We start from the raw sequence: 17,540 nt of genomic DNA, 5'->3' as shown, positions 1-17,540 counted from the left end.
AACAGTAGTTTTAAAGCATTCACTTTTAGTAGTTTGAAGATGTTTGTGTCTTTGTAAGGCTCTAGAGGTTACCATTTCCCTAAAAAAATCATCACAAAATAATTTGGTTTATATTTTAAAAAATGGAGATACTAAGCTAGTGAAAAATTTTACTTTAAGGAATGTAAAGAGTTCTTATGTGCTTTAAAGTATAGTTTTTCCAAAACAAAAAAATGGAGGGTTTAATAATGGAAAACAACAACAATAACAACAGCAGAAATCGTAACAACAACCGTAATGAAGACCGTAACAACAATAACAACCGTAATAACAATGAAGAAGTAAACAACGTTGAATTTTCTGATGAATTGGTTGATCTAGATAATAATAACGATAACCGTAACAACAATAATAATAATGATCGCAACAACAATAGAAATAACAACAATCGTTAATTATATGAAAAAAACCTGTATCACGATAAAGTGGTACAGGTTTTTTTATGGGGTGTTCGCAACGTGCTAGAAAATAGTTCAATTGATATCAATTTCTATCCAACTTTTCCATTCCATTTAATCTATAACCGTATCGCCATTTGGATTTCTTAAATAATCAAATAGCATGTCAATTTGTAGTTCTGTATTCCTCCCAGTCGAAAGCTTGGGTAAATTATTTTTCGAAAAGAATTTCACCCCATTTGTTTCTAGGCCATTAGAAGCATGCCCTCCAACTATTTCACAGTGAATGAAAAGTTTGTAGTAATGATACGGAAGTGGCGGATGATCGTGCTTTGTGGTATCTACTAATGCGATAAGCTTTCTATGTACTACATCATAACCAGATTCCTCTTTTATTTCTTTCACAATATTTTCAGTAGGTGACAATCCTATATCACAAAATCCACCTGGCAATGACCATCTGTCATCCATCTTTTCCTTAACCATTAGGATTTTATTGTCATGGAAAACAACTCCACGTACGTCGACTTTTGGTGTTTGATAGCCTGTCTCATTGGTAAACAGTTCATTGATTTTTTTCATATCTAGTTCTGTATATTCTTCCATAATTTCAGCACTAATTGCTCGTAATTCTTCAAATCGTTCTATGTCGTATACGTCTTTAGAAAAAGCCAATCCTGCTTGTGACAATGACTGTATTCTTTTTGCCCATTCCAACCATTTATGACTCACGTAATACTCCCCTTCTGTACTATTCTACCCCTCTTGGAAATCGCTATTTTTCTAGCAAAGTAAATTAAGGCTAACTTACTGGGTAGATTGAATAAATTTTTCGGTTGTCGTCACTGTAGCGAATTCTTTGTTGACTGCAGCAAGGGAGAGATGATGAATTGTTTCTGCGTCCACATAGTTGCCATTATGATCATCTATTCCAAAAGCTGCTGTAGCATCTGATATCAAAAAAGTTTTATAGCCTAGATTTCCACTCATTCTTGTGGTTGTGGACACACAATGTGGTGTGGTTAACCCAACAATAACAATAGTATCTGCTTGAATAGACTTAAGGTATTGATCAAGGTGGGTACCGATAAATGCACTGTTAACCTGCTTGGTGATTATTTTTTCATGCTCACGAGGAGCCACACTATCTTTTATGGGAAAACCTGCTCCCTTTGAATAAAATAAAGAACTTGGGTTTTCCGAAATGTGTTGAATATGAATAACCTCAAAGTTTTTTTCACGCCAACGAGTCAACAGCTGTTTAATATTACTCTCAGCATCTAAATTATTTCTTTTCCCCCAAGCGCTATCATTAAAAGCCTTTTGAACATCCACAATTACCAAAGCTTGTTTAGCCCCCATAAATAACCCTCCCTATACCAATGATACTGGTACTGAAATTTTCACATTAAGAGAAATATCCTCATTAATCTAAAGATTACATCTACCTACAAATTTGTCAACTGTTGAATGGATAATTCAGGTAAATATATATACTAATCTTAAAAGAAAAGCCCAGAACACTTATTGAAAGCGTACTGGGCTTTTGAAAAAGTTAGTTTTCTACCCGGGTTGAACCGAGGCTGTTTAATCGAGTCGCTAAATCACTTCCAACCGCTTTTCCATGGAGTGGTTCAGTCTCACTAGTTAATAACGTCTCCTTTAACTCATAAGCATTAGATCCGTGCTCTGCAAAGTCAAGACCCGAAATTTCTTCCTCCCTGGAGACTCGGATAGAATATGCCTTGTTAATCGCGTAAGTGAATCCACCAACTGTTAGCATTGTCCAAACAATAACGGCCACTACGCCGACTAGCTGGGTAAAAAACAGATCGGGTCCACCACCGTAAAATAAACCGCCACCGCCAGCAACATCAAAAAGTCCAACTGCTAACGTACCCCAGATCCCACAGACTCCATGAACACCAATGGCTCCTACAGGGTCGTCAATTTTCGCCTTGGTTTCAAGAAAGCGGATACCTTCAACAAGGATAATACCTGAAACTAGCCCAATGATGATAGCGCCACCCAGTGATACATTTGCACAACCAGCTGTTATACCAACTAAACCTCCCAATACGCCGTTAAGTGAAAGTGACGGATCAATTTTTTTAAACCGCAGTTTCGTATAAAAAGCAGCTGCTACAAGTGAAGCTGAAGTAGATAATAAAGTTGCAGCAATTACAGTCGGGACAAGACTAGGGTCAGCTGCAAGTGTACTACCTCCGTTAAATCCGAACCAGCCTAACCAAAGGATGAAAACCCCAAGTGCTCCAATTGGAATATTATGTCCTGGAATTGCATTTATTTTCTTACCTTTGTATTTCCCAATACGTGGCCCAAGAATCAATACGACCGCCAATGCACCAGCAGCACCAGTTAAGTGAACAACTGTCGAACCAGCAAAGTCAACAAAACCTAATTGAGACAGCCATCCACCGTTCCAGACCCAGTGTCCGACAACTGGGTAAATGACTGCAGTCATGGCAATAGTTACTAAGATATAACTACTTAATTTCATTCTTTCTGCTACTGCTCCTGAGATAATCGTCGCACAGGTGGCAGCAAATACTGCCTGAAAAACAAAGAAGTCGATATCTTCTCTTCCGCTAAGCAGGAAACCGTCTATCCCAAAGAATCCACCTGCAGAAGTACCAAACATAAGACCAAATCCAACAATGAAATATAGAAGTGTTGCTAAACTTATTGTCAAGAAATTTTTCATCAAAATGTTAAGTGAATTTTTTGCTCGTGTAAAGCCTGATTCAACCATTGCAAAACCAGCATGCATGAAAAATACTAGGAACGCAGCCAGCATGACCCAAACTAAATTAATCGACAACTCGAGCGATTCAGTTGTTGGTGCCGCAGCGTAAGCAGGAGTTGCTATGGCTAAAAGTAAAATCAATAAAAAACCAATTTTTTTCAACATATATCAGTTCCTCCTTGAAAAGTTTTATAAAACCGCTTCTTTTCCGCGTTCACCAGTACGAATTCTAATTGTTTCTTCTACAGGGTAAACAAAAATTTTACCATCTCCAACATTTCCAGTACCACATGCTTCAATAATTAAATCGACAATATCATCTAATTGATCGGCATCAACAATCATTTCTACTTTTAGCTTTGGAACTAGTTGAATCTCAAATTTAGTACCTCTAAAGACCCCTTTTTGTCCTTTTTGCTTTCCAGTTCCAGCTGCTTCTGTAACTGTTAATCCGCCAATCCCAATTGTAAAAAGTTCATCGCGTAAATTTTGAAATTTCTCCGGTCGTATTATAGCTTCAATTTTTTTCACTTACATACCCTCCCTTTAAATTATGTTAGGTAATCTAACATTAAATGTTATGTTTACTATCATAAATTGAATAGGAAAAAAATGCAAGTGATTTTAACGAAGTTTTTAGAATATTTTGCAGTAAGCGTTTACAGAAAATTTCCAGTTGTTTAACCTGAGAAAACAACTTCTACTTCGTCGCGACGATTAGAAAATCTCAAAACAAAAACTAGCTAAAAGCGCTGTATATAAGCATTTTTTTAGCTAGTTTTGAATTGATTTTTTTATATTTACCTATACCCTTCTTTAGTTTGGCTATCCTCTACCCAAGGAATCCCCATTCTGAAATACCACTCAAGACATTCGTTGCTTGAAAAATCAACATGAAATTTTGGTGATTTGTCGTTAGTCAAGTTCTCTTTTCCCCTGTATACCTTTGAACTAAAGACAAATACTACTATCAAAAGGCAAAGGAGGATTGAATGATGAAGAAACCAAAACCAGATGACCGCTCAAATAACGCTGAGAGAATCGAAAATACCATTGGCCATACCCTGCAAAATATTGACGAAGCAGAGGATTATGTAAATGCACATGCAGGAGAGATCAGCGAGGAAGAGCAACGTCAGATAAAAGAAAAAAACAGACGTCGTGAAGAAAGTATCGACAGCTTACGCAACGAAATAAAAGATGAAGTAAAAGAATAGTACAACTAAATAACTTAACGAGGCATGATTTAAACCATGCCTCGTGATGTTAATGCATAGTATTGTAATTGTTATAGGGCAATGCATTATAAGGCTCTGTCATTTGTCCTTCCATTTGCATATAACACTTATCAACTAAGTCCGCATAATAAAAATGTTTTTGGTAGTAGTACATATGTTTTTGATGATCAACGTATTCGTATTTCTTTGCCAATAAAAAATAAAGATTGGCCATCGTTAAATGTTCCTTAAGATTCTCATCAATGTGCATGATAAATTCCCTCCAATTTTTCAATTCTATATAGGGTATTCATCTATCCGCACTTGGTATATGTGTTTAGCCTAATTATTAATTTTTTTCTTCCCCAGTCGGCGGTGTATTTCTTACCATATTAAATCTTAAAGGCATGGAAGTGTTCATTACGTTTCCATGCCTTTAGATTTAAACCTATCGTGGTGCCTGTCCAGGTGTGTTTACAGTTTTACGTCTCTTTTTACGGGGTCCTTCTTTTAAATCGTTAAGCTCTTCTTTACTTTTATTTTTAGTCTTTGTCTTGTCTCTCAAATAAAAACCTCCTTTATCCTAGTTTGTCTAATTTATGGTGAAAAATGAAGGGAAAATATGGCATGAGTTCAAAACAAAATAAAAGGCCTGCCAGTATAATTTGGCAAAGCCTCTTGAAAAATCTCTTTTCGGACGTTTTGTAGCTGTTTAATCTTCGCATTTGATACAAATTGTGACATAGTGAAAACTACGGAAATACACATTCCGCGGGAGGTTCCTCATGCCAAGGAATCAACCGTTATTCTGGGAATATCAACCGTCTTTGCCTAAGAATCAACCTTCACCTAAGAACATCAACCGTTACTCGAAAATACCAACCGTCGCTTCAGAAAGACACTCTCTTTCTATGGTGAACGCTTCAGCCACTTCGTGAACCAGTGAAGGCAGAATACGAAGACTCCTGTGGGAACAGCACGCGTCCGAAGCCCGCGGAAAGCGAAGTATTCTGCTGGCATCGAAAAAATTTTCACAACGTCGTAGTTTTCACTGATTGCCTCCAAACAAAACTTTTAATAAAACGGCCTTTAAAAATGTTAAGCTTGTTTTTTTCTGAATTTCCATTTATTTTTTTCTATATAATGTTCTACTTTCTCTTGCTTAATAAGTGCAATTAAGTATGCTGTGACTGCAGTCCGATATAACAACCAGGGAGATAACAATGTATTTTCGACGTTAAAGTGATCACACATATCTGATATAACTGTTTCATGAGATACTCCTGATTTCGCAATATTTATATAGTCATCCAACCATTTCAAAAGCTTTTCGTGGCATTCTATATTTTTTTGAACAGTTGGTAAAAAATCAGCTTCAAAAACACCATGGCCCGGGACTGCCCCTTCACATGATATTTCACTTAACTTATGTAAGCTTTGAATAGTTAAATCTGCGTCTGTTATGTATGGGATCTTATGCTTGTCTAATTGTTCCTCACTAAAATAGCTGTCTCCAGCAAATAATATTCCATTAATTTCTATAGCTAATTGATGGTAACTGTGGCCTGGTAATAGATGCGTATTAAAGGAAAATTCATTAAAATTATGCTGGCCCTCATCAATTGCTTCATCCACTTGAATTGCTTTACCTTCAAGAAATTTATTATGTAATTCTGGTAGTGGATCGTTTCCTTGGAATAAATAGAGCGGCTCAATGGTTGGGTTTTGTAAAATTGCAGTTTCAAACTTGGGAGCAATTGTCGTGATGGTGTGTCTTTTTTGTAAAAAGTGCGCCCCACCATAATGATCGGCATGAGCATGAGTAATAAACAGGTGTGTGACTGGCAGGTCATTTGCTTTTAATTCTTTTAGAACCTTGCGCATTGCTGAGTCATCAATTCCAGCATCAATTAACATTCCCTTGTCTTTCTGGTGAACATAACCTATATTAACAGCCGCATCAAAATAATAGCATGTTTGATTTAACTGAGTGAATTTCATTAAATCGACCCCTTTACAGCCTTTTCTTTCTAACCTCTATATACTTTCGCTAAAGTGTTGTCCTTTTCCTGTTAATTCAGAGTAAAACTTTTCAATTTCAGGGTTGGTTGACTGTACTGTTTCATACGCTGTTTCGGAGTTATTACCATTTGCTTGGGTGTCTTCTTCCATTTCACGTGAGGCATTATCTAATACAACTTTATATGCTTTTTCTATATAATAAGGATTCTGTTTATCTTTTATAACTCGATTTTGGTAATCCTGGTACTGATAATGTGTAATCGGAAGTATATATCCCATGGTAATTCTCCTCCTTCTATTCGAATATAGGTCTCTATAATACTAATACCCTATTATAATAAAAATTATGCATCCCTAATTTAAAAAAGTATGTATGTTTTGTATACTCCCATCTTATGACAAACTGTTCGTAATAGATCTTATTTGATTTTTCGAGCACCAACAGCTTGAATTCGAGCACCAAACGGGAATATAGCGCACTGACCGGGCAGAACCGAGCGCCAAACACAAATATCGAGCAAAGCAAGTGTCGTTGCTCGGTTTCGTTGGGCAATGCTCGATTTCTTTCGATGGTGCTCGATTCTCATCTACCTTTGCTCGATTTTGTTCTGCACCCAAAAATAAAAAGGCAGCTGGTAAGGCTGCCTGTATGTGATCGTTGTTGTCTTCTATTTGTTCTTTCCTCGTTTTGAGTCTTTGTTGTCAATCACTTTACGTTCTGGCATCCCTCTATAGCGCGGGTCACGGCGAGGATGTCTCTCTTTTGGCTCCTGATCGAAGTATACATTGTCGGCCTTAATAATTAGATCCTTTACATGAAAAACACGTTTACTTTCAGACATTATATTCTCTCCCTTTGTTTTGTCGTTATTAGACTATGTAAGGAATTGAAATTGGGTATAGTCATTAGCCCTCTTTCCCTGTGTTTTATTAATTTTTTCTTTAATATGTACTCGCCCACACCAAGTGGTTAAATGTACATATTCTAGTATAGACACTAAGTCAATAAATTTTAGGAAGGGGATTCATTCATGGGTTGTGGAAAAGATTTCGATACAGGCAACTGTGTTTGCGATATTTTAAGAGAGATTGTAGATGCACAAACTGACGTAGTAGACAATTGCTGTGATAGCAGTTGTGAACGATCAATTAGTGACTTGTTAGGTGAAACTGACAATGGTAATGGACTAGACACTGTTCCAGTAATTTTATACTGTAAAGGCAACTGTAAACCATTTAAAGGTTTCGGAGCAGATCCTGATAACATTGGGGATATGCAAGCAAGCTTTTTCTTTAGAGTTAAAAGTGTAGATGATGAGTGCTGTGCCACGTTAGAACTATTACGTGATCCAGGTGACGATTGTGAGAACCCGGATAATCCAGTAGAACAAGAAACTAAACCATTACGTGCTACCGGAATTTGCATTACAGCTAATTTGAATTGTTTTTGCCATGTTACGTGTTTACCTGCTATTAGTGCTTTTAACTAATTCAGACTTAAAAAACACAGAAGAGAGGGATTATTACCCACTTCTGTGTTTTTTTTACTTAAAACCCTAGTAATCTAATATCTTGAATTTCTTCAACAGCAATTTTCTTCACAATTGTTCGTCTACCCACCTGCATCAAAATTTGGTCTTCCTCAACATCGCGTATAGTTCCACGGAATGATTGATTAGCTGTCTTCACTTCACACTTCATTCTTGGTATATTTGCTGGCTTATGAACAAAGTAATCAATTTTTTCTTGAATGCTCATCTCATTAAATTTCTTATTTGTTTGGTCTTTCGTTTGGTCTTTCGTTTGTTCTTTAGGTTGTTCTAGTTCAGGTTCAGAATCCTTTTTTTCATTTTCATCACTACTTTTTTTAGGAAAAAAATCACGTTGGCGTGGCCGAGCAGTTACCTTTTGGAGTTTAGGCGCTTCAGGTTCTTTATTGTTCTTTTTGGTTACATAGTTTGATTGCATTTTTGCCTTTGGTTCCGAGATATCTGGTTGATGTATATATAACAATGGCGTTTTAGCAAACTTTTTCTGTTTATCCATTTGTAAAAACTGTCTCCTTTCGCTTTCCTTAGTCACCCACATTATATGAATACACTTTTATAAACGTGACCTTTGCCTATACTTCTGTGTTTGTAGTGAAATCATCCGTTGATTGGAAATATCAACCGTCAAAGCCGGCGAATCAACCGTTATCCGGAAATATCAATTGTTATCTAGAACTAGTGGCGGTTTTTCGCAGCCCTGATCAACCACCTAAACTAAAAAGGGTGGTAGAAAATAAATATAGCAGTCACGGTTTTGGCAAAACAGAAATCCTTTAGAAAACAGACAAAAAAAGAAGCCCCAATGAAAATTGAGCTTCTTATTTAAACTAAAAATCCCATAAATGCTGTTGCCATGCCCAGATAAATTAATATTGAAATAATATCATTTATTGTAGTAATAAATGGACCAGATGCAACCGCTGGGTCAATATTAAAGCGGTCCATTATAATTGGTACTAGCGATCCTGCTAATGTTGCGACTACTAAAGTTGCCATAATTGAGATTCCGACAAGTAATCCTAGAAAAATATCGCCCTTCCACAGAAAAATAACTGCTGTAATTACGACTCCACAAACAGTTCCGTTTATTAAGCCAGTGGCTGCTTCTCTGATGATTAGTTTGGTTTTTCCTTGCTTGCCGTAGTCACCTGTTGCGAGTCCACGAACTGCTACCGCCAGTGCTTGTGTACCAGTATTTCCAGCCATACCTGCGATAAGCGGAATAAATATTGCCAACATGGCTACTTCATTCAGCGTAGCTTCAAAACGCCCAATTAGGTTAGCCGTTAACATTCCAAGAAACAGTAAAATAATAAGCCAAGGCAGTCGATTTTTTGCTGAGATCCAAGCACTCTCATCAGGACGATCTACATTTGCTATTGCCGCAAATTTGGAATAGTCATCACTAGCTTCTTCTTCCATTACATCTAAAATGTCATCGACAGTGATAATTCCTAGTAGATGGTCCTGGAAATCTACAACCGGAACTGCTAAAAAGTCATAATCACGCATCATCTGAGCAACTTCTTCCTGATCTTTTGCAACAGAAACTGAAACGATTTTTTCACTCATGATGTCCTCGATTAGAGTCTCTTCTTCTGAGATGATCAAATCGCGCAATGATAGAACGCCAACTAAGCGTTTATCAGCGTCTACTACATATAAATAATAAATCGTTTCTGCATCAGGTCCATCTTTTTTCAATTGTGCCATCGTATCTTTCACCGTCTGGTTTTGAAAAATAGCGATAAACTCTGTAGTCATAATACTTCCGGCAGTTTTCTCTTCATAATGAAGTAGCTGTTTTATCTCATTGGAAGCTTCTTTTTCCATTATTGTCAGGAAGCTTGCAACCTTATCTTTACTTAACTCATTCAAAATATCAACAGCATCATCTGTAGACAATTCTTCAAAAACCATAGCTGCAAATTGAGGGTCCATTTCGGTGAAAAATGGCTCGATATCTTCAATTTCTATGTTCTCCATAATCTCAGAAATTTCTTCAGGAGATAAATATCTATAGATTAACAGCCGCGCTTCCTCTTCTTGTTCTAGGAAAAACTGTGCCTGATCATATGGATGCATTTCAATGAACTCATTACGGAATTCACTAATGGATTCTTTTTCCAACAATATAGTTAGCATATCCCATTGGGCCGTATTTTCGTTTTCATTTTCCACATGGAACACTTCCTTTCAGGTTCACTTATTTTATTATAAAACACAAACAACCAGATACAAACTGATTGCATGATTTAAAAAATTCCCTGCAGTGTTATGGAAACATACTGCAGGGATAATTTTATTTATTAAAAATGTATCCTTTACTATTGGTAATTTCTTCGCTAATCCGATAAATGATCCCGAATCCGATTAACGTCGCCAAAACCGAGCTGCCTCCATAACTAATTAATAGAAGTGGAATCCCTGTTATCGGCATGATTCCTATTGTCATACCAATATTTTGAAATGTATGAACAGCAATCATTGCCATATAACCAAAACAAAACATTGCTCCAAATACACTTGTTCCATATATTTTTAAACCGATACTGACTAATTTGTAAATTAAAAAGAAATATAGAAATATGACAAGACTACTTCCAACAAAACCAAAACTCTCAGCAATGATGGAAAAGATAAAATCCGTCTGGGCTTCAGGGATAAACACCTGAAGTTTGCCAATTCCCTTACCAAATAACTGCCCAGAACCAACTGCAGTAAATGACTTTTCCACCTGGTAACTTTCATCATCTACTTCTCCAGAAGGTTCAAACCATGTTTCAATTCTATTAATTTGATAGGGATCAATATGCAAAATATCTTCAGATAAGTCAGGGTATTTAACTATTAAAGCAAGTGCACCTGCACCCAGAAGCGCTGTCGAAGTAACAAGTATAAATATTAATTTCCAGTTAATACCTGATAATAAGATCATGAAACCTACTATTACAAGATATACCATGGATGTACCAAAGTCAGGCTGTAGCATAATTAGAAATACAGGGAGAGCAACAATTACAATCAACTTGACCAAAAGAATAAAGTCACTCTTGAAATCTTTATTACTATATTTCTCTTTGTGTTTGGATATTGCAGCTGCCATACCCATTATGGTCGTAATCTTGGTGAATTCTGATGGTTGTAATGTCATCCCAGGTAATGCAAACCAACTTTTCGCACCATATACTTCATTACTAATGCTTTCAGGAGCGACTAATAAAAATGCTAACACGACTACACCAAAAATATACGCATAAAAACTTATCATATAAAGTTGATTCAAGTCTAGCAATCTAATCAAGATAATAAATACAGCTCCAGCTGTGTACCATACCAGCTGTTTTATCATGAAGTTATCTGCTTCCGCTGAAAATTCCTGCATGTTGTACAGTGCAGTTAAACTCGCTGTCATAAACAGGAGGAAAATAATAATTAAGTCGTATTGTAACCCTCCTGAATTTTCTTTTTCCATTAAAGATCACCTTTGTCCTTTGGTTGTTATTCATTTACATGTATAGCGTGTATATTTATATCTAATTTATTGAAACATATAGTGTATGATTAGTTTAAATAGCCCATAATTAAAAAAACAAATTATGTCGAAATAAGAGCTTTTTTATCAAAAAATAGCAGTATTTGCGAGTAACTACCATTAAACAATCTTACCACATTTTATTTTGCCATTCCATGTTTTATTGTTCCACTAACATTGACTTTTCCGGCAAACTCTAATGAAAACTGATTAAGGGGAATTGAATATGAAACTAGATGTGATTGGTGATGTACATGGGTGTATCAATGAATTGATTGAGCTTTTTCAACTACTTGGTTATCAAAAAAAGGGTGAAATATTTATTCATCCGCATAACCGTCTCCCGGTATTTGTAGGTGATATTACAGACCGCGGACCAGATTCACTTGGGGTAATTGAACTAGTATACAATATGGTGATGAAACATCGAGTAGCACGATATGTGCCAGGAAATCATTGTAATAAGCTCTACCGATATTTTTTAGGGAATAACATTCAAATCCAACATGGTCTGGAAACTACCGTGGACGAATATCTTTCTTTCAACCAACGTGGTCAAAAAATGATAAAACATCAGTTTATGACATTGTACGAAGAATCACCACTATACTTACAGTTATCGGAGGTTAATACTATTGTAGCGCACGCTGGAATTAAAGAAGCTTATCTCGGTCGCACTGACAAGAAAGTCAGGTCTTTTGTGCTTTATGGGGATGTCACCGGCGCAGTTCATGCTGACGGTCGTCCAATACGTGGTGATTGGGCTCAGGAATACCAAGGTGAGAATTGGATTGTATACGGTCATACACCAGTGCTGGAACCTCGTATTGTTAACCATACCATTAACATTGATACTGGTTGTGTTTTTGGTAATAAATTGACTGCCTTCCGTATGCCCGAAAAAGAAACTGTTTCGGTTACTTCAAAACAACCTTTTGTATCGGAAAAATTTACGAATTTCTAATTAACTTTATGAATTCATCTGGTGGTTCTGATTGAAAATGCATTTCTTCATTCGTGAAAGGGTGATTAAACGTTAGTGTTGTGCAATGTAAAGCATGACGATTTATATCTTTCGTTGATCCTCCGTACAAATCATCACCTGCCAGACTATGTCCAATATGCGCAAAATGGACTCTTATTTGATGTGTTCTTCCTGTCCCAAGCTTAACTGATACCAATGCGTAGTTACTTGACTGTTCTTTCACCCTATAATGGGTTATTGCATGTTTGCCTGTTTCTATGACGGTTCGCTCAATAATTGAGCCTTCCTTGCGTCCAATATTTGCATCAATGGTATCCGCTGCTTTAGAAAGTTTCCCCTCCACTACAGCGCAATAGTTTCGGTTAACTCTACCAGCCTTTTGCTCCTTTGACAGAAGTGAGTGGCTATATTGATGCTTGGCAATTAACATCAGACCTGATGTGTCACGGTCTAATCTTGTGACAACGTGTACAGTATACGGCAGTTGTTGTTTACGGTAATGGCCTAGAACAGCATGTGCAATCGTCCCGTTTAAATGTTTGAACGAAGGGATTGTTGCGACTCCAGCTGGTTTATCAATTACCAGGACGGCCTCATCCTCGTAGACTATCGAAAGCGGCAAATCTTCAGGTGACAGCCCTATCCCAATCGTTTCTTCAGGGAAAGTTATTTCGATTACATCACCTGTTATTAATGAGGACCTTACTGTCTTATTTATTCCATTTACTTGTATTTGCCCTTCTTTGTCTTTAACGCTTTTTAGTAAACGCCTTGAGAAGGATTGAACAGAACGAAGGTAATCATGAATTGATATGCCGTTCTGCTCTTCCGTAATAATCCATTTCACTAACGCTCACCTGCTCTATACTTTTTTCTCACCTTCTGTGACGAACGAATCACGAACCCGGTTCCAAAATGGGAACGGTCTAAACCTTGCGAATCTTACTCTTTCCTGCGCTACCCTGCACTGAATGGATTTAACGTTTGTGTAGGTTTCTGTAAAGTGATCAATCGTAATTAAAAAGCTTCGATCAACGACAGGTTTCAACAGACATGTATGGTGTTTGGGCAAAATTAATGGAGAACCAATTGTACGGAAAACGCGGTTATTGATTGATGCCATTTCAGTCAATTGGAACGCATCTAGAGATGGGTGCAAAATCCCGCCACCTAGTGCTTTATTGTAAGCCGTACTACCAGAAGGCGTCGACAGGCATAATCCATCTCCCCGGAATGTTTCAAAATGCTCTCCTTTTATTTCCACATCAAATACGACAGATCCATCTGTTGTTTTAATTGTTGCTTCATTCAGGGCGAGGAATGTGTCTTCCTTATTCCCAGATTTTGAACGGATATTAACTTCAAGCAGCGGATATTCCACAACTTGAAATGGAGTTTTCGCTATCTCAATCACTAACTTTTCCAGCTCTTCTGGCACCCAATCAGCATAAAATCCAAGATGCCCAGTATGTACACCAATAAAAGCCGTCTCGCTCAAACGATGGATATAGCGGTGAAATGCTTCAAGCAGTGTACCGTCACCACCAACGGAGATGACAAGCTCCGGCGATTCTTTGTCATATATCAAATCAAAATCCGTTAAGTACTGTTTCATCGTTGCCATTATCTTATTAGAACGAGCATCGCCCTTAGATACAATTGCAAATTTCATTTAGCAGTCATCTCCCTTTCCGGGCGGTGCCTGGCACCGCTTTATTCGCTTTATTTCCGGTGAAATATTCGTTGTGCTTCTTGTACTTCATTTTTTATTTTTGACATTTCTTCGTCCAACTTGAATGCGGCTTCCGCAGCACGCTGGAGTCTTGTTTTCACTTCACTTGGTATACTTCCCTTGTACTTATAATTTAATGAATGTTCATTTGTTGCCCAAAAATTCATGGCAAGTGTACGTATTTGAATTTCTGCTATTAATTTCTTTTCACCGTGAATGGTTTCAACTGGATATTCAATAATAATATGGTATGAACGATAGCCACTATCCTTCTTATCAGATATATAATCCTTCTCTTCAATTATCCTGAAGTCTTTCCGGGATCTTAACATATCAACAATATTATAGATATCATCAACAAATTGACACACTACACGTAATCCAGCAATATCCTGCATTTCTTGTTCGATTTTTTCAAGTGGAATATTTCTTGTTTCTACTTTTTCCAAAATACTTGTAACTGGTTTAACCCGGCCTGTAATAAATTCAATTGGTGAATGTCTTGATTCATATTCAAATTGCGACCGCATTCCTTTTAATTTTACCTTCAATTCTTCTACCACTTGTGAATAAGGACCAAGTAATGCTTTCCAATTCATTTCTCTGACCACCTCTTAAAACAAGATAGATAACGACCTTTTCCATCTTATCATAACACAATTTAATGGCAATTCTTTGCATTACAATCAACATTTAGCGATAATTAATGTTAATCCATCCTATACCTATGGAGGTGCTCAAATGACACAGGAAATTGAAATTGAATATAAAAATTTATTAACAGCGGCTGAGTTTAGTAAATTGTTGCATTACTTCCCATTTCCTCAAACAGGAACATGGCAAACCAACTACTATTTTGAAACTGCAAACTATCAACTAAAAGTTAAAGGGGCTGCACTACGGATTCGTGAAAAATCCGGCAGTTATGTTCTCACATTAAAAGAACCACACCCAGAAGGATTACTGGAAACCCACGACACAATGACGAAAGATGAAGCAGCACGCTGGATAAATGGCGAACGGTTCGAGAAGGAACAAGTATGTCGACAGCTTAATTTACTTGGAATTCCCAAAGAAGACCTGGTTTATTATGGAAGTTTAAAAACAGAACGGTACGAAACGAATTATCAGGGAACACTATTGGTGCTAGACTACAGCACCTATAATGGAACCTCAGACTATGAACTGGAAATTGAAGCAAAATCCAGGAATGCCGGGCAACAAATGTTGCGCTCTATCATAGAAGAACACGGGATAACTGAAAAAGAAACGCCAAATAAAATTAAACGATTTTTCTCATCATTGACGGTTAAATAAATCAGATGATTTGCCCAAGGTTTGTTACGTTGATACAATAAAGAGACAAACATACTAGGAGAGAAACCAATGACCAGACCCGGCACAATGTTCGAGGCGATAGGTGGCTTCGATTCCATAGATAAATTAGTCACTGCATTTTATAAACGTGTTGGAGAACATCCAAAACTAATTCCGATTTTTCCAGATGATTTTACAGAGACAGCAAGAAAACAGAGACTTTTTCTCACGCAGTTTTTTGGTGGTCCGATGATTTATACAGAGGATCGTGGTAGCCCTATGCTAAGACGACGCCATTTGCCTTTTGAGATTACTCCTGAAAGAAAAGATGCATGGCTTGCATGTATGAGTGAGGCCCTGGTTGAATCCGAAATTGAGGAGCCTTATCGTACAGCAATATTTGAAAAACTTACCATGACAGCAAATCATATGATGAACACACCGGAATAGAATATGGGTTCAGACATGTTAATGGACTATTGATAAAAATACAGTCCTTGGTGCTGAGTTCGATGTAATAGAAAGGAGAATCGATGTGAGTTGGCAAAATGCTGAGCTTTCTAGCTTTAATCAAACAAACACATCGGCGAAATCTGGCTTTACTGATTTTGTACAGAAACCATTAGAAATTTATGTTTTTGTAGATCCTCTTTGTCCTGAGTGTTGGTCTTTAGAACCATATATCAAAAAACTTTCTATCGAATACGGTCGTTATTTCACCATTCGCCCTATTATTAGTGGCCATTTAAATACGTTAAACAAAGACAAGTTTGACAAACCAAAAAGACTGAAAGATATTTGGGATAAAACAGCAAAGCGGACCGGAATGAGCTGTGATGGTGATTTGTGGATTGACAACCCTGTCACATCACCTTGGATTGCGTCACTTGCTATAAAAGCGGCAGAGCTACAAGGTAAAAAAGCCGGTAAACAATTCTTACGGAAGACACAGGAAAGCCTGTTCCTTAAGAAACGAAATATATCTGATGAAGATGTGTTGATTGATATTGCAAAGGAAGTAAATTTGGACCTGCAAGAATTTAAAAATGACTTGCATTCACCATCAGCAAAAAAAGCATTTCAATGCGATTTAAAGCTGACTAATGAAATGGAAGTTGATTACATTCCAACTATTGTCTTTTTCAATCAAGTAGTGGAAGTGCAAGGGATTAAAATTTCCGGTCTTTATCCATATGAAATTTATGTTAGGGTTTTAAAGCAAATGCTTGATAAAGACCCTGAGCTCGCAGAAACACCAGCACTTGAGGATTTTATGTCATTTTATGGCGTTGTTGGCAGTAAAGAAATATCCGTTGTCTACGACTGGACGCTTGCGCAAACAGAAAAAGAAATGAAAAAGTTACAGCTTAGACAAACAGTTGAAAAAATTCCTGTTAAATACGGTTCCTTTTGGAAATATGTTAAAAAATAGCTTAGAAAACTTGGCTTATCGCCAAGCTTTAATGGCCACTTAGTTGGACTTATGCAGTAAGAAAGGATTTATACCTTCTTACCTGCTAAAAAAGACTGCCTGGGTACCGACCCCAGAAAGTTAGAGTAGAAAATCTAACTTTCTGGGGTCGGTTACCCTGTTGGCAGTCTTTTTAATGTGGCAAAGCTTTTGTCTTTTTTAACGTAAAAAGGATATACGCAGTTCGTATATCCTTTAGGTCTTTTAAATAATTAGGTCTTTTAAATAAAGGGGATGGGAGAAAGTTAAGTTCAAACAATGGGGTTTGTTTGTGCTTCTTATCTCACAAATTCACTATATCAATTTCATTATTGTACTACAACTATATAGGCTCCACTTCACAAAAATGTCATAGTTTAACTTTTTAAATCATAGTATTATCTAAAAGTGTTAAGGGGGTAATGATTATCCAGGAACTAATGCCGTATTTGTTTTTAGTTCTAACTGTCTTTGCGTTCTTTTTAAACATTCTGGGCTTTATGCAATTAATACCTTTTTACATTACGA

The 17,540-nt window shown here is 36.9% G+C and carries 22 protein-coding genes; 8 read left to right on the top strand and 14 right to left on the bottom strand.

What is annotated here, in order from left to right:
• Nucleotides 1-212 precede the first annotated feature (212 nt).
• Nucleotides 213-434, top strand: a complete 222-nt coding sequence (locus ACOI1D_RS08290) for a hypothetical protein (RefSeq protein WP_422500766.1) — start codon at nt 213-215, stop codon at nt 432-434.
• Nucleotides 435-551: 117 nt separating this feature from the next.
• Here ACOI1D_RS08290 and ACOI1D_RS08285 read toward each other — a convergent pair whose 3' ends face one another.
• The 4 genes from ACOI1D_RS08285 to ACOI1D_RS08270 form a co-directional block, all read right to left on the bottom strand.
• The gene (locus ACOI1D_RS08285) at nt 552-1,169 is read right to left on the bottom strand and encodes an NUDIX hydrolase (protein WP_422500765.1); all 618 of its coding nucleotides are present in this window, start codon (nt 1,167-1,169) and stop codon (nt 552-554) included.
• A gap of 75 nt (nt 1,170-1,244) precedes the next feature.
• Entirely contained in the window at nt 1,245-1,799 is a 555-nt protein-coding gene (locus ACOI1D_RS08280; protein WP_422500763.1) for a cysteine hydrolase family protein, read from the bottom strand.
• A 193-nt stretch (nt 1,800-1,992) separates the two neighbouring features.
• On the bottom strand, nt 1,993-3,369 hold the full coding sequence (locus ACOI1D_RS08275) for an ammonium transporter (protein ID WP_422500761.1): 1,377 nt from the start codon (nt 3,367-3,369) through the stop codon (nt 1,993-1,995).
• A 24-nt stretch (nt 3,370-3,393) separates the two neighbouring features.
• Nucleotides 3,394-3,735 (bottom strand): P-II family nitrogen regulator, encoded by a 342-nt coding sequence (locus tag ACOI1D_RS08270; protein WP_422500759.1) that lies wholly within the window; start codon nt 3,733-3,735, stop codon nt 3,394-3,396.
• Between the two features lie 464 nt (nt 3,736-4,199).
• Between ACOI1D_RS08270 and tlp the strand changes: the two genes are divergently transcribed.
• Nucleotides 4,200-4,421 carry a small acid-soluble spore protein Tlp gene (gene tlp / locus ACOI1D_RS08265; protein WP_422500796.1) on the top strand — a complete coding sequence of 74 codons (222 nt, stop codon included), beginning with the start codon at nt 4,200-4,202 and terminating at the stop codon, nt 4,419-4,421.
• A gap of 49 nt (nt 4,422-4,470) precedes the next feature.
• On the opposite strand, the gene ACOI1D_RS08260 is transcribed toward tlp, so the two are convergent.
• Nucleotides 4,471-4,692: a hypothetical protein gene (locus tag ACOI1D_RS08260; RefSeq protein ID WP_422500758.1), complete on the bottom strand. Its 222-nt coding sequence runs from the start codon at nt 4,690-4,692 to the stop codon at nt 4,471-4,473.
• Nucleotides 4,693-5,206: 514 nt separating this feature from the next.
• On the opposite strand from ACOI1D_RS08260, the gene ACOI1D_RS08255 reads away from it, so the two are divergent.
• Nucleotides 5,207-5,359: a hypothetical protein gene (locus tag ACOI1D_RS08255; RefSeq protein ID WP_422500757.1), complete on the top strand. Its 153-nt coding sequence runs from the start codon at nt 5,207-5,209 to the stop codon at nt 5,357-5,359.
• A 160-nt stretch (nt 5,360-5,519) separates the two neighbouring features.
• Here the strand turns inward: ACOI1D_RS08255 and ACOI1D_RS08250 are convergent, their stop codons facing one another.
• From ACOI1D_RS08250 to ACOI1D_RS08240, 3 genes are all read right to left on the bottom strand, one after another.
• On the bottom strand, nt 5,520-6,422 hold the full coding sequence (locus ACOI1D_RS08250; RefSeq protein ID WP_422500756.1) for an MBL fold metallo-hydrolase: 903 nt from the start codon (nt 6,420-6,422) through the stop codon (nt 5,520-5,522).
• Between the two features lie 36 nt (nt 6,423-6,458).
• Nucleotides 6,459-6,722, bottom strand: a complete 264-nt coding sequence (locus ACOI1D_RS08245; protein WP_422500755.1) for a hypothetical protein — start codon at nt 6,720-6,722, stop codon at nt 6,459-6,461.
• A gap of 389 nt (nt 6,723-7,111) precedes the next feature.
• The gene (locus ACOI1D_RS08240) at nt 7,112-7,285 is read right to left on the bottom strand and encodes a hypothetical protein (RefSeq protein WP_422500753.1); all 174 of its coding nucleotides are present in this window, start codon (nt 7,283-7,285) and stop codon (nt 7,112-7,114) included.
• A gap of 189 nt (nt 7,286-7,474) precedes the next feature.
• Between ACOI1D_RS08240 and ACOI1D_RS08235 the strand changes: the two genes are divergently transcribed.
• On the top strand, nt 7,475-7,933 hold the full coding sequence (locus ACOI1D_RS08235) for a CotY/CotZ family spore coat protein (RefSeq protein ID WP_422500752.1): 459 nt from the start codon (nt 7,475-7,477) through the stop codon (nt 7,931-7,933).
• A 58-nt stretch (nt 7,934-7,991) separates the two neighbouring features.
• On the opposite strand, the gene ACOI1D_RS08230 is transcribed toward ACOI1D_RS08235, so the two are convergent.
• The 3 genes from ACOI1D_RS08230 to ACOI1D_RS08220 form a co-directional block, all read right to left on the bottom strand.
• Complete coding sequence (locus ACOI1D_RS08230) at nt 7,992-8,489, bottom strand: CotO family spore coat protein (RefSeq protein WP_422500750.1); 498 nt, start codon at nt 8,487-8,489, stop codon at nt 7,992-7,994.
• A gap of 326 nt (nt 8,490-8,815) precedes the next feature.
• Nucleotides 8,816-10,138: a magnesium transporter gene (gene mgtE, locus ACOI1D_RS08225; protein WP_422500795.1), complete on the bottom strand. Its 1,323-nt coding sequence runs from the start codon at nt 10,136-10,138 to the stop codon at nt 8,816-8,818.
• Nucleotides 10,139-10,295: 157 nt separating this feature from the next.
• Complete coding sequence (locus tag ACOI1D_RS08220) at nt 10,296-11,468, bottom strand: FtsW/RodA/SpoVE family cell cycle protein (RefSeq protein WP_422500749.1); 1,173 nt, start codon at nt 11,466-11,468, stop codon at nt 10,296-10,298.
• 286 nt (nt 11,469-11,754) lie between these two features.
• Here ACOI1D_RS08220 and prpE point away from each other — a divergent pair, with 286 nt between their 5' ends.
• Entirely contained in the window at nt 11,755-12,492 is a 738-nt protein-coding gene (gene prpE / locus ACOI1D_RS08215; RefSeq protein WP_422500748.1) for a bis(5'-nucleosyl)-tetraphosphatase PrpE, read from the top strand.
• Here prpE and ACOI1D_RS08210 read toward each other — a convergent pair.
• Genes ACOI1D_RS08210 through ACOI1D_RS08200 form a run of 3 tightly spaced genes read right to left on the bottom strand, consistent with a single transcriptional unit; the run spans nt 12,479 to nt 14,844 of the window.
• The gene (locus ACOI1D_RS08210) at nt 12,479-13,360 is read right to left on the bottom strand and encodes an RluA family pseudouridine synthase (RefSeq protein WP_422500747.1); all 882 of its coding nucleotides are present in this window, start codon (nt 13,358-13,360) and stop codon (nt 12,479-12,481) included. The genes prpE and ACOI1D_RS08210 overlap by 14 nt on opposite strands.
• Before the next feature lie 15 nt (nt 13,361-13,375).
• Nucleotides 13,376-14,185, bottom strand: a complete 810-nt coding sequence (locus tag ACOI1D_RS08205; RefSeq protein ID WP_422500746.1) for an NAD kinase — start codon at nt 14,183-14,185, stop codon at nt 13,376-13,378.
• Between the two features lie 50 nt (nt 14,186-14,235).
• A complete protein-coding gene (locus tag ACOI1D_RS08200; RefSeq protein ID WP_422500745.1) occupies nt 14,236-14,844 on the bottom strand; it encodes a GTP pyrophosphokinase in 609 nt (202 codons plus the stop codon).
• Between the two features lie 142 nt (nt 14,845-14,986).
• Here ACOI1D_RS08200 and ACOI1D_RS08195 point away from each other — a divergent pair, with 142 nt between their 5' ends.
• From ACOI1D_RS08195 to ACOI1D_RS08185, 3 genes are all read left to right on the top strand, one after another.
• A complete protein-coding gene (locus ACOI1D_RS08195; protein WP_422500743.1) occupies nt 14,987-15,562 on the top strand; it encodes a CYTH domain-containing protein in 576 nt (191 codons plus the stop codon).
• Nucleotides 15,563-15,631: 69 nt separating this feature from the next.
• A complete protein-coding gene (locus ACOI1D_RS08190; protein ID WP_422500741.1) occupies nt 15,632-16,012 on the top strand; it encodes a globin in 381 nt (126 codons plus the stop codon).
• 85 nt (nt 16,013-16,097) lie between these two features.
• Nucleotides 16,098-16,994, top strand: a complete 897-nt coding sequence (locus tag ACOI1D_RS08185) for a ClpXP adapter SpxH family protein (protein WP_422500739.1) — start codon at nt 16,098-16,100, stop codon at nt 16,992-16,994.
• Nucleotides 16,995-17,540: the final 546 nt, after the last annotated feature.

Source organism: Virgibacillus sp. DJP39, from assembly GCF_049310925.1.
Classification (GTDB): Bacteria; Bacillota; Bacilli; order Bacillales; family Amphibacillaceae; genus Virgibacillus_F.
Note: the sequence above shows the minus strand (reverse complement) of the source record. Positions and strands in the feature narration are given on the sequence as shown.

Coding starts and splice junctions, on each gene's coding strand:
- ACOI1D_RS08290 (WP_422500766.1), top strand. CDS start 213: ATGGAGGGTTTAATAATGGAAAACAACAACAATAACAACAGCAGAAAT.
- ACOI1D_RS08280 (WP_422500763.1), bottom strand. CDS start 1,799: ATGGGGGCTAAACAAGCTTTGGTAATTGTGGATGTTCAAAAGGCTTTT.
- ACOI1D_RS08275 (WP_422500761.1), bottom strand. CDS start 3,369: ATGTTGAAAAAAATTGGTTTTTTATTGATTTTACTTTTAGCCATAGCA.
- tlp (WP_422500796.1), top strand. CDS start 4,200: ATGAAGAAACCAAAACCAGATGACCGCTCAAATAACGCTGAGAGAATC.
- ACOI1D_RS08260 (WP_422500758.1), bottom strand. CDS start 4,692: ATGCACATTGATGAGAATCTTAAGGAACATTTAACGATGGCCAATCTT.
- ACOI1D_RS08255 (WP_422500757.1), top strand. CDS start 5,207: ATGCCAAGGAATCAACCGTTATTCTGGGAATATCAACCGTCTTTGCCT.
- ACOI1D_RS08250 (WP_422500756.1), bottom strand. CDS start 6,422: ATGAAATTCACTCAGTTAAATCAAACATGCTATTATTTTGATGCGGCT.
- ACOI1D_RS08245 (WP_422500755.1), bottom strand. CDS start 6,722: ATGGGATATATACTTCCGATTACACATTATCAGTACCAGGATTACCAA.
- ACOI1D_RS08240 (WP_422500753.1), bottom strand. CDS start 7,285: ATGTCTGAAAGTAAACGTGTTTTTCATGTAAAGGATCTAATTATTAAG.
- ACOI1D_RS08235 (WP_422500752.1), top strand. CDS start 7,475: ATGGGTTGTGGAAAAGATTTCGATACAGGCAACTGTGTTTGCGATATT.
- ACOI1D_RS08230 (WP_422500750.1), bottom strand. CDS start 8,489: ATGGATAAACAGAAAAAGTTTGCTAAAACGCCATTGTTATATATACAT.
- mgtE (WP_422500795.1), bottom strand. CDS start 10,138: ATGCTAACTATATTGTTGGAAAAAGAATCCATTAGTGAATTCCGTAAT.
- ACOI1D_RS08220 (WP_422500749.1), bottom strand. CDS start 11,468: ATGGAAAAAGAAAATTCAGGAGGGTTACAATACGACTTAATTATTATT.
- prpE (WP_422500748.1), top strand. CDS start 11,755: ATGAAACTAGATGTGATTGGTGATGTACATGGGTGTATCAATGAATTG.
- ACOI1D_RS08205 (WP_422500746.1), bottom strand. CDS start 14,185: ATGAAATTTGCAATTGTATCTAAGGGCGATGCTCGTTCTAATAAGATA.
- ACOI1D_RS08200 (WP_422500745.1), bottom strand. CDS start 14,844: ATGAATTGGAAAGCATTACTTGGTCCTTATTCACAAGTGGTAGAAGAA.
- ACOI1D_RS08195 (WP_422500743.1), top strand. CDS start 14,987: ATGACACAGGAAATTGAAATTGAATATAAAAATTTATTAACAGCGGCT.
- ACOI1D_RS08190 (WP_422500741.1), top strand. CDS start 15,632: ATGACCAGACCCGGCACAATGTTCGAGGCGATAGGTGGCTTCGATTCC.